The sequence below is a fragment of the Paraburkholderia sp. genome, from assembly GCF_034668105.1.
Classification (GTDB): domain Bacteria; phylum Pseudomonadota; class Gammaproteobacteria; order Burkholderiales; family Burkholderiaceae; genus Paraburkholderia.
Genome location: NZ_JAXDPY010000451.1, coordinates 1 through 9984, shown reverse-complemented (window position 1 = coordinate 9984; position 9984 = coordinate 1). Strand labels below are relative to the sequence as shown.

Sequence of the window (9984 nt, the reverse complement as noted above, 5' to 3'; positions counted from 1 at the left end):
CGGGATATCGACCACCTTGAGAAGCAGATAAGTGGCTGGCACAAGCAGGAAGCTGCATGCCGGGCAATCGCGGAAGTGCCAGGCATCGGCAGGCTTACCGCGACTGCGCTGGTCGCTACGATTGGGGGATGCAAAAACGTTCAGGTCCGGGCGCGAGTTTGCCTCGTTCCTCGGGCTGGTGCCCAGGCAAAACGGCACCCGCGGCAAGATCCGGCTGGGATCGATCTCCCGGCGAGGTGATCCGTACAGGTCAGCAGGTAGCAGGCCCGTTCGGCTCGCGTAGCCGTGCGAACGGCAAACGAGACAAGCTCGACAACGACTACGGTGCATATCGCTATACCGTCAGGCCGGTAAAGATTGAAGAAGCCAACGAGGTTCGGCAGGTCACCGCATGACCTGCTGAGCGCCGGCGCTCCACTCCTTTTTCTAAGCCGAGTAGCGGCATAAAGGAGTAACCCGATGAATGGAAATGAACAGGCTGCGACGCAGCAACCCGTCACCGTCAAAATTGACTGGGACAAGCAAATGCCGCGTGGTCGCGGGACAGGCGCGGTTGAGATGGTACCGCCACAGGCGATGGAACACTTCCGCCTGTCGGCTGTTGGCTCTCGCACGCAGGATCCTATTGAAATGCTGGCGATTCTCGATCGCCGTGACGCGATCGGACGTGCCCTGCTCGCTGGCGGCTGGACGGAGGAACAGTTGAGCGCCAACGCACTAAACATCGCGGTGAGCTACTTCCGCGAACTGGTGCAGGAGGGGATCTATTCGGCGGCATATGCGCTGCCGTACCCGACGGCACCCGAGGACGAGAAGCTCGTTGCAACAGCAATACCGTCCGCTGCGGAGCCATCCAGGGCCACGCATGAAGAGAAGGCGATGATGGACGCACTCAAGGCGGCGCTACGCCCGTTCCTGAAGCCGGGCGAGACGCTTATCTGGCCCGCTCCGTTCCGCTGGCATGACGACAGCGGTGTGCGATCGAACCACTACGAATGCCAGTCGCTCGACGAACTGCGCCAGACGTTCGGCTTCGAAATCGTCCACGACTTTCAGCATGTTGCCGTCATCAAGGAACGCAAGCACTGATCAACGGGTAATCATGAAACCCAGTGCGCCCACCTAGCGCCCGGGTCTGTTTTTTCAGGCAAGCTCTAACCGGGCTCGCCCGAGCAACACGACGCCTTCCCCCGATACCCCTGTCTCGTTTGCCGAACACGCGCACCAGCCTTGCGGCGGCGCGCCTCAGTCAACCTCCCATGCAAAAAGGAGATTCAATGTCACGCTCGAAGCGTTCCGTGCGACAGGATTCGCAGCGGCCGGCGGTATTCGCGCTCGACAGCAGGCGAAAGTGGAGTCCGACAGGGAAATATGCGCATCGCACCCGCACGGCGCGTTCGTGCCGCGCATTGACGGCCGATCCATCACAGTCTGCGGACAGACGTATCGCCGCGGACGTGGAGGTAATTCAACCGGCGCGCGATACGCATGGCATAGCGCCAGCGAGTTCGTGAAGGATGTATTGCGGCAGCAGGGGTTTTCACGCCGCGCGGCAAGCAGGATATGGGACCACTGCGGGCGATATCCGCACCGATGCCTTGCCGTCGTCGATGCTGCTCTAAAAGGCAAGATCCCCGACCCGAAGTTGAATCGGCTGATTCTCGCTTACCGTGGCGGCGGTCCAATTACCTACACCGCGGAAGTCAACAACGCCTGCACCTACGATCGTCGCGCCAGCCGCCCTTGCCGTTGCGGCGGTACGCTTTTCGATTGGGGCGCAGGGCACAGCGAAGACTTCTGGTTCGTCAACTGGCACTGCAACGGTTGCGACCGGGTTTATACGGAATATGTCGCGCCCGATCGCCTCACCGAGATCCGTCGCGACTGCAAAGGTGTGCCGTCTTTGGCCACTCGCAGGAGCGCCGAGCTTGCAACTGCGTGATACTTAGGGAGCACCCCCTCTTTGCTGCCCGCGATAGCCGGTCAGCACCGGGGTGCTTTTCCTCCATCTCGCTCGCGCGAGAAGACAATGTAATCGAATCGAGATAGCAGTTCTCGCCGGGACAGATTCCGGCAAGGCCCGCACCGCGAGCCGACTCCTTTCTAATCGCCCTTTTTTGGGCATGAAGGAGTCCGTCCATGAAAAAGTACGAAACTTTCCCGCTGTTCGAAATCAAGGAAGAAGTTGTTGTTGTCCCGGTTGAGCAGCGCGTCGAAAAAGCATTGCGTAATGTTCGTCGTCTTTTCATCGAAAATTATCCAGTAGTACTAGCTTTTAGCGGCGGCAAGGACTCGGGACTTGTTGTGGCGATTGCACTACATGCAGCAAGCGAAATCGCCGCGCTGATCAGTCGTCAGATGGTGTTCCGCCGGATTGAAGATTCGCGATGCTTAGGCAAAGCATTGCGTAACTCTCGGAACCTCAAAAGGTCTGCAAGGCTGACCATCTCGCTGACGGTCTGGCCGTCAGGCACAGGCGCGTCGTCAGGACCGTCGTCATATCGGCCCTCGCCGCGAATCTCGCCGTCGATCACGTAATAGCGGACTTCCGATCGCCACGTCACGGGCTCGCCTATCCGGACCTCGATCTCCGGCGACAGGGACAGGAACGCGTTGTACTGTGCGGGGTCGTAAAACGACAGGTCGTCCGGGTTGCCGAGCGTGTCGAAGACAGCGCCTGTGAACACCTTGGTCTCGACAGGTTTGACGAACCAGCGTCCCAGCACACTACCCGCGCGGCGCCGCGCGACCCGGCGGTACAGATACGGCAGCAGGCAATCCGGATAGGTCATATTCGGCGGGTCTGCGATTCGGGCCAGCGACATCGCCTTGCGGACGAACTCCACCGTACCGACGGGCACGGTAGCGCCTTCGCGCAAAGCCACCGCGTAATCGCCCAGCGCCTCAAGGCGAACGCTCGCAATGGGCACGTCCGCCGTCATCGCGTACTGCGTTGCGATCCGCTCCTCAACATGGGTAGTTCCCGCCTGACGAAGTATCGAAAACATGGTGCTTTCATTCCTGTGGATGCCCCCGGCAGATACCCTTCCGATCCTGCCGGTCGCAGTCCCCGCCCGTGAACGCGGCCTTGCCCGCCGCCTGCATACATACCAGCATGGCGCGCAGTTCCGGTCCAGTGCCGGAGCTCAGCGTGCCGGTCAGCTCACCGCCCGGCATTGCCAGCAACGTCGCGATCGGGACGTGAATGTGATACTTCGTTGTGCCCATGTCTGAGTACGCCTCTCGTCTTCAGCGGATCAATTCAAGGTGTCGGGCGCCGTCTCGCACCGCGTCAGTCATAAGCCGCCGGTCGAACGTCGCGAGCGCGCCGCCGCGCACGCGCGCCAGGGCGAGCAGATAGGTGTCAGTGACCTGCTCGGCTTTCAACATCTTGCTCGCATCGACTTGCTGCAAATCGAGCAGACTCACCTCATCCGGCCAGAACTGGTGGCCGCGATGCGACCGCAACTGGGCGACGACAGGCGCGACAGCCGCCGGAGTGTCGAGCGTGTTCGGATAGGCTGGCTGACTGATTATGCGCAGCACGCCGTTCTCGGTGATCGGGCATGTCGCCCACGCCGCATGGCCGCGGTTGCGGGCGTCTGGAGTCTGTTCCCGTACTGGCTCAGCATGCTCGGCATGTTCTCGTGCCGCCGATTGGCGCCGTGATGATCATGGACCAACTTTTCTTCGGCAATGCGGGCCGAATCGACGACGCGGAACCGTTCCACGGCAAGGCATTCGCAGCATGGGCGCTGGGTTCGATCGCGGCGGTCATCGTGCACGTGTGGGTACCGGAATACGGCGAAGCGCTGATCGGGCTGGCGATAAGCGGCGCGACATACGCGTTGCTCGGGCGCGGTCGCACTCAGCGCGCTGCGCTCAATCAATCGATCTGAGCGTGCACGGTCGCCGATGCGGCGGTCTTGCGATGATCTGCAACGCAGGGCAAGCGCCCTTCCTCGCAGATCGCTGAAGGAACTGTTGAAAAGGTGCGGTTCCGCTTGTGCCGCTCACTGCAAGAGTTTGAGAAAGCGGGCGACATTCTCCGGTATCTATTCAATGCGCGCGCAAAGGCGGTAAGCCTGGTCGCCAGATCAACATTGATCACCGCGCATTGCAGTTGAACAATCGGATGGGCTCCGCGTTGCATCCAGCGCGTTCGCACACGCCTTGGAGTACTCGACCATCGGACAGTCGATGGCACCCAGACCGTAGCGGCCGATCTCACGCATGCGGCTGGCGTCGCTATCGCGTTAGAGGCAGTCCGAGAAACTACTCAGATTTTTTTCTGCGCCGCGCCTGGTCCTGATCTGGATCTGTCGGCGGAAACAAACCGCAACGCGAACCCGTCCCCGTGGCGCAAGCGGGTCCCGCCGAGTAGTCGGCGAGCTGGGACCGACATGGTTCCCAACATCGACCCCGAATTCACGCCGCCCACAGGGCACCCCATTCTTGAAATCCTGCGTTTTCCTCAAGGAGCGCCGCCTTGATGCCGATCGAAAACCGCAACAGTTACTAGTCGGTTTGGGAAGCCTGCCGATGAGTACACATCCCTTACCTGCCACGCATGTGCACTCGGCAGCAACGCGCCCAAGTACGAAAATGGACTTAATGGAAAATTTTTAATGGGCTCGTCCACTTTGCGCTAACTACTACCTGCTATCGTCAAACCGAGTTCCGTAATTGCATCACGATCGGCCTCGGGCCCCATTTTGCTGCGGTAGTTTGTTCGCGTCAGGGTAGCAGGCATGCGAAACACTTCGCAAACGTACATTTCCATGAGCTGCGGGCCGCCGAGCGACTGCTTTGAAGTCCCTCCCAAGCCTTGATCAGGTCAACAGGGCTCGAATCAGCGCCAGGGTAGCTTGAGCGCGAGTATGGCGAGTGATCTCCACAAGTGCTCCCCGTATCGTGCGCGCTCCGGGAGAAGCTCACAGCGCGATAGACCCATCGCCGCCCACCAGGCTTTCAGAAGGAATCCTTCCAATGCACAGTTAAAGCTATAGCGACATTTACCGCCGGCAATTGAAACAAATAGTTTCGCGCTTGATCATGCCTGTACGGTACCAGTCCATCAGTTGTCTGAAGAATGTAACCGTACAACGTGCGGAGAAATTGTCCTGCAAATGCTGACTGCCTTCTGCAAGCGTCCATGCGAGTTGAGCGACGATTGCGACGAGCTCGGTTATGAGGCACCACATGGTTCCCGCGCGGACGCAACGCATCCAGGATAAACATGAAAGGTCTCGGGTTCTTAACTATCGGCGGACGGAAAGTCGCACATCGTCTTCGGTCTGCGGCGAAGCTGCTTACAGCCCATTTGCAACGAGACCTTGCACGCAACCACCCACCGCAATCGACCCCAGAAGATATCGCCCGCGCCGTCGATATTGCAGTCGAGATTGAGCGCGAGCGGCATGTGCGGTATCCGTTCGAATGGGAATGACCGGAAGGCTCTGTCGCGCTAAGTGATCAGGTAAACTGGGGCGACCTGAATTGAGACGACCACGATGGCCATGATTTCCGGTGCGCCCGCACCATTCTGTCAGGCATCGAAGTGATGAACTTGATCAGAAAAGGGCAAATGAAGGACCTCACCATCACGCAAACAGCGGCTGCTCAGTTCTATTCTCTGCTGGTGTAAGGAATCCCTACCACAAAAGAAATTTTCGCCTTTTCGACCTTATCGCGACACAACCTTCAGGAGCATCGGACCGCGGATTTTTACCGCGGGGGCCTTATTGCGACACTGCCGTTGATTGCACTTAGCGCCTTGACCGTCGTTAAGCGCCCGCACTGAAGTTGCAGCAGCGCCGCGCAACATCCGCGACCATGTAGCCCAGCTCGGAATGTGACTGTTCAAGGAAAACTGCATCGTAGCGAACCGCCGGTACGGCCGGTTCGGTCACCACGATCTGCATCAGCCCGTTCTGGATTTGCTGCCTGAAGAGATCGACTGGGAGCAAGCTCACGCCCACGCCGGCCGCCACCAGGCCGCCCACCGCGACGGCATTGTTGCCGCCGCAAATACGCTCCGGATCGACACCCGCGCTCTCGAACGCTCTCGAACTCAGGATGGTCACAATGGACAGGGGGGTCTGCTCGATCACGGGGCCGGCGCCCAGTTCGCGCAGCGACACCGTGCGCCGGCTGTCGAACTGGCCGGGTCGGCAGAACCAGGCGAAACAGGCACTGCCTAGCGCAATCCGAGCGACGGACGCGGGTAACTCGGGCTCGGGCAGAATCGCCAGGTCGAGGCGTCCGTCGATCACCTGCTCTTGCAGCGGTCCGGACATATCGACGTACGGTCTTGGAATCAGATTCGGAAAAAGCTCGTGCATCTCTCTCAGGAACGCCGGAAACCACGTCAGCGCGACGAGTTCCGTCAGTCCGATATGCAGGACGCGGGCCATGCGCCGGTCCGCGTCCTGATAGGCCTGGAGTCGCCCGATGCTGTCCAGCAGGCTCTCGCACAGTGCCAACATCTCGTGTCCTTTCGCGGACAGCCTCGCTTTCTTTCCTCCCCCTTCGAACAAAGGTGCCGCGGACTTCGCCTCGACATCCCGCAGGCGCTTGGTCGCGGCCGACTGGGTAATATGGAGCTTGTCGGCTGCCCGCTGTACCGTGCCGAGCTTCGCTACCCAATAAAACGTTTCGATCTGTTTTACGCTCAGCATCGCACTATTGATCCTCCGTGCCCAACGGTTCGCGCGCGTCGGCATCCTGATAGCGCAACCCGTAATCGCACGTCGCGCGCGCCAGCGCAATGACCCTGCGGTGAAACGGCGTCAATGCATCGTGCCGCGCGACGGCAACATATCGCACCGGTGGCATCACCGGCGTCACGTGGACCTCCCGCAACCTGCCGAGCGTCACAAGCTCGCCGGCAATCGCATTCGGCAGACAGGCGATACCCAGTCCGGCGCTCGCCATCCCGCCAAGCGCAGAGAAGCTGTTGCAGGTCATGATGTTGCGCGGTTGCACGCCGTTGCGCTCAAGCCATTTGCTCATGACATGTCCGGCGGCCGAGTCCGCAGACTGGCACAGCAGCGTCAACTGACCAAGCTCCGACACGGCTAGTCTGCGCCGCTTCAGGTTGAACCCGGGACTGCAGTACCAGCCGTTACGCACGGTAGCGAGTGGAAATCTCGACATGTCCGTCCAGCGAGGCGTGTCGGGCACGATTGCCAGATCCAGCTGCGCCAGCCTGAGCTTTTCGTAAAGCTCCGCAGCGACGCCGCCCACTTCCAGCTCGACATCCACCAGCGGATAGGTCGATCGCAGGGCATCGATGAAGCCAGGCAGCCAGGTTAGCGCCGCAAGCTCGGTCATTCCCAGCCTCAACGTGCGCCGCAGTACTTTCTCGCTCGCATACTGGCTCAGCAAGACGTCGCGTTGCTGGAGAATCGTGCGCGCTTGCGCGAGCACCTCGAGGCCATCGACGGTCAGCCGCGCCGATCGCGAAACGCGCTCGAACAGCGGCCGCGGGAATTGACCCTCCAGTTCGCGAACGTGGCGCGACACGCCAGACTGGACGCTACCGAGCTTGCGCCCGGCGGCCTCAAACGAACCCATGTCCGCAATCGCGACCAATGCTTCGAGCTGCGGAAAAGTGATTTGATACGCCACGCTGTCACCTCGAATCCATCTCATTCTGGAATGAAGAATTATGCACAAATATCTCTTTATTCTGGATTTTTTTCCACCAAGAATACATTCTCCAAGTCCCCCGCAATGCTGACCGAGCAGCTCAAGAGCGCTCGCGGTTGCGTTTCGAAGCATCCTGTCTACGGAGATTGCATGACATCGCCTAACAAACTAACCACAGCATTGCTTGGGCTTACATTAGTCCTGCTGGCGAGTACCGCACGGGCCGACCAGCTCTCGGACATCAAGGCGCGCGGAACGCTGGTGTGCGGTGTGTTGGCTAATTTCGAGCCCTTCGGATATCAGGATCCGGCGTCGCGCGACATCGTCGGTTACGACGTGGACTACTGCAAGGGCGTCGCGAAGGCGCTGGGCGTCAAGCCCGTGTTGCAGGTGGTGTCGATGGAAGCGCGCATTCCCGAACTGCTGCAAGGCCGTATCGACGTGCTCGCCGCGGTGCTCGGCTACTCGCCGGCGCGCGCCGGGCAGCTCGACTTCACTCACCAGTATTACGTCGCCAGGCAGATCCTCGCGGTCAAAAGCGGCGGCCCGTTCAAAGTACGGGACGATCTCAATGGCAAGCGCGTCAGTACGATCAAAGGCTCGAGCAACATCGCGATCATGGGTCAGGTCATGCCGAGCGTGCAGCTCGTGAGCTATGACGACGCGCCGTCCGCGTTCCTGGCCATGGTGCAGGGCAAGGCCAATGGCTTTGTGGTCTCCGAGCCGATCATGCACCGCTTCGCCGCCAAACTCGGTACCAACATCAAAGTCGAGGCGCTCTCGCCGCCGGTAGGTCTTGAGCATTGGGGGCTCGGCATCAAGAAGGGCGAACCCGCATTGCTCGACGCGGTAAACAACGCGCTGGACGGAATGGAGAAATCGGGCGAATCGCAGCAGATCTTCGACAAGTGGCTGGGAGCCAAAACGATCTACCAGATGCACCGCGATTTCAAGACCGGGCCGGTCCAGGGCTGACCTCGAAGCGGCCCGTGCAATAAGGATTACTCATGCTAGCGCATCTGAACTTCTCGAGTATCTTCGCGGCCCCGAACCTGCAGCATCTTGTGTGGGGATTGCAATACACTGCCCTGCTCACGCTGACGAGCTGGGTACTCGCGGCCGCACTTGGCACGGTGCTGGCGACGCTGCGCACGATGGGTCATCCGTTCGTCGAGAAGCTAGTTGCCGGCTACGTTGCGTACCATCAAAACGTGCCCATGCTCGCGCAGTTGTTCCTGTGGTACTTCGGATTCCCGACGCTGCTGCCGGACAGCGCGCAGACATGGATCAACGCGCATGGGGGTGAATTCATCTTCGCGTCGCTTGCGCTTGGCCTGTGCATGGCCGCGTACTACTCCGAGGATATTCGAAGCGGCTTGCGCGCGGTGCCGCATGGTCAACATGAGGCAGCCCGCTCGCTGGGTCTGAGCTATGCGAAGTCAATGCGATACGTGATCCTGCCGCAAAGCTTTCGCATTGCCATGCCGCCTTTCATCAACCACACCGTGGTGCTCTTCAAGAACACCAGTCTGGCAATGGCAATCGGCGTTGCCGAACTGACGTACACGGTGCGCGACATCGAGAACCAGACCTTCAGAACCTTCGAAATCTACCTCGTTGGAACGGCCATCTATCTGGCCGTCTCTTTGAGCTTGATGGGCGCAGGCGCCGCCATTACACGGCGCACCCGTATCGCGGCGAAATGAACCATGCTCGACATACTGATCCACAATTCGCATTTCCTCCTGCTCGGACAATATCCCGATGGCCCGATCGGTGGACTTGCACTCACGTTGATCCTCTCGCTAACCGGTCTTGCTTTTGCCCTCCCGCTTGGCGTACTGCTCGCGTTGTGCCGGGTTTCGCCCTACAAGGTGTTCAGCGTGCCTTCGGCCGCGCTCGTCTATATCGTCCGCGGCGTACCACTCGTGATGCTCGTGTTCTGGAGTTATTTTCTGGTGCCTGGATTGATCGGCCATCTCGTCAGCGCGTTCACGACGCTCGTGGTCACGCTGGTGATCTATCAGGCGGCCTATTTATGCGAGATTGTGCGCGCGGGCATCGAGTCGACACCCAAAGGACAGTCCGAATCCGCACGCTCGCTCGGACTAGGCTACGGCGCAACGATGCGCCACGTGATCCTGCCGCAGGCACTCTACAACATGCTGCCTAGCATTCTCAGTCAATGTGTATCGACGGTGAAGGACACATCGATTGGCTATGTGATCAGCGTCCAGGAATTGACGTTTTCCGCCCAACAGATCAACGCCAGTCTTCTTACACAACCGTTTCAGGTTTTCGCGATTCTCGCGCTGACCTACTTTGCGGTGT

At 59.8% G+C, this 9984-nt stretch carries 12 protein-coding genes and 2 pseudogenes; 8 read left to right on the top strand and 6 right to left on the bottom strand.

The window, feature by feature from the left end; translation table 11 throughout:
• From QOC89_RS20310 to QOC89_RS20300, 3 genes and pseudogenes are all read left to right on the top strand, one after another.
• A pseudogene (locus QOC89_RS20310) lies at positions 1-247 on the top strand (transposase); the annotation flags it as partial.
• Between the two features lie 212 nt (positions 248-459).
• The gene (locus QOC89_RS20305) at positions 460-1089 is read left to right on the top strand and encodes a hypothetical protein (protein WP_323046660.1); all 630 of its coding nucleotides are present in this window, start codon (positions 460-462) and stop codon (positions 1087-1089) included.
• Between the two features lie 421 nt (positions 1090-1510).
• Positions 1511-1942: a hypothetical protein gene (locus QOC89_RS20300; RefSeq protein ID WP_323046659.1), complete on the top strand. Its 432-nt coding sequence runs from the start codon at positions 1511-1513 to the stop codon at positions 1940-1942.
• 412 nt (positions 1943-2354) lie between these two features.
• Here QOC89_RS20300 and QOC89_RS20295 read toward each other — a convergent pair whose 3' ends face one another.
• The 3 genes from QOC89_RS20295 to QOC89_RS20285 form a co-directional block, all read right to left on the bottom strand.
• Positions 2355-2942 carry an ATP-grasp domain-containing protein gene (locus tag QOC89_RS20295; protein WP_323046658.1) on the bottom strand — a complete coding sequence of 196 codons (588 nt, stop codon included), beginning with the start codon at positions 2940-2942 and terminating at the stop codon, positions 2355-2357.
• Positions 2943-3015: 73 nt separating this feature from the next.
• Positions 3016-3228 carry a hypothetical protein gene (locus tag QOC89_RS20290; protein ID WP_323046657.1) on the bottom strand — a complete coding sequence of 71 codons (213 nt, stop codon included), beginning with the start codon at positions 3226-3228 and terminating at the stop codon, positions 3016-3018.
• Positions 3229-3249: 21 nt separating this feature from the next.
• Entirely contained in the window at positions 3250-3546 is a 297-nt protein-coding gene (locus QOC89_RS20285; protein WP_323046656.1) for a hypothetical protein, read from the bottom strand.
• 128 nt (positions 3547-3674) lie between these two features.
• Here QOC89_RS20285 and QOC89_RS20280 point away from each other — a divergent pair, with 128 nt between their 5' ends.
• Positions 3675-3899, top strand: coding sequence for a hypothetical protein (locus tag QOC89_RS20280; protein WP_323046655.1), 225 nt, complete (start codon positions 3675-3677; stop codon positions 3897-3899).
• 1358 nt (positions 3900-5257) lie between these two features.
• On the opposite strand, the gene QOC89_RS20275 is transcribed toward QOC89_RS20280, so the two are convergent.
• Positions 5258-5422 carry a hypothetical protein gene (locus QOC89_RS20275; protein ID WP_323046654.1) on the bottom strand — a complete coding sequence of 55 codons (165 nt, stop codon included), beginning with the start codon at positions 5420-5422 and terminating at the stop codon, positions 5258-5260.
• 99 nt (positions 5423-5521) lie between these two features.
• Here QOC89_RS20275 and QOC89_RS20270 point away from each other — a divergent pair.
• Positions 5522-5647: pseudogene (locus QOC89_RS20270) on the top strand (IS6 family transposase); the annotation flags it as partial.
• Positions 5648-5786: 139 nt separating this feature from the next.
• On the opposite strand, the gene QOC89_RS20265 reads toward QOC89_RS20270, so the two are convergent.
• Positions 5787-6680: a LysR family transcriptional regulator gene (locus QOC89_RS20265; RefSeq protein ID WP_323046653.1), complete on the bottom strand. Its 894-nt coding sequence runs from the start codon at positions 6678-6680 to the stop codon at positions 5787-5789.
• 4 nt (positions 6681-6684) lie between these two features.
• Positions 6685-7632: a LysR family transcriptional regulator gene (locus QOC89_RS20260; RefSeq protein WP_323046652.1), complete on the bottom strand. Its 948-nt coding sequence runs from the start codon at positions 7630-7632 to the stop codon at positions 6685-6687.
• A gap of 171 nt (positions 7633-7803) precedes the next feature.
• Between QOC89_RS20260 and QOC89_RS20255 the strand changes: the two genes are divergently transcribed.
• The 3 genes from QOC89_RS20255 to QOC89_RS20245 all read left to right on the top strand — a co-directional run.
• Positions 7804-8628 carry an ABC transporter substrate-binding protein gene (locus QOC89_RS20255; protein WP_323046651.1) on the top strand — a complete coding sequence of 275 codons (825 nt, stop codon included), beginning with the start codon at positions 7804-7806 and terminating at the stop codon, positions 8626-8628.
• Between the two features lie 32 nt (positions 8629-8660).
• A complete protein-coding gene (locus tag QOC89_RS20250) occupies positions 8661-9359 on the top strand; it encodes an amino acid ABC transporter permease (RefSeq protein ID WP_323046650.1) in 699 nt (232 codons plus the stop codon).
• A 3-nt stretch (positions 9360-9362) separates the two neighbouring features.
• On the top strand, positions 9363-9984 hold a 622-nt coding region (locus QOC89_RS20245; protein ID WP_323046649.1), incomplete at its 3' end, for an amino acid ABC transporter permease.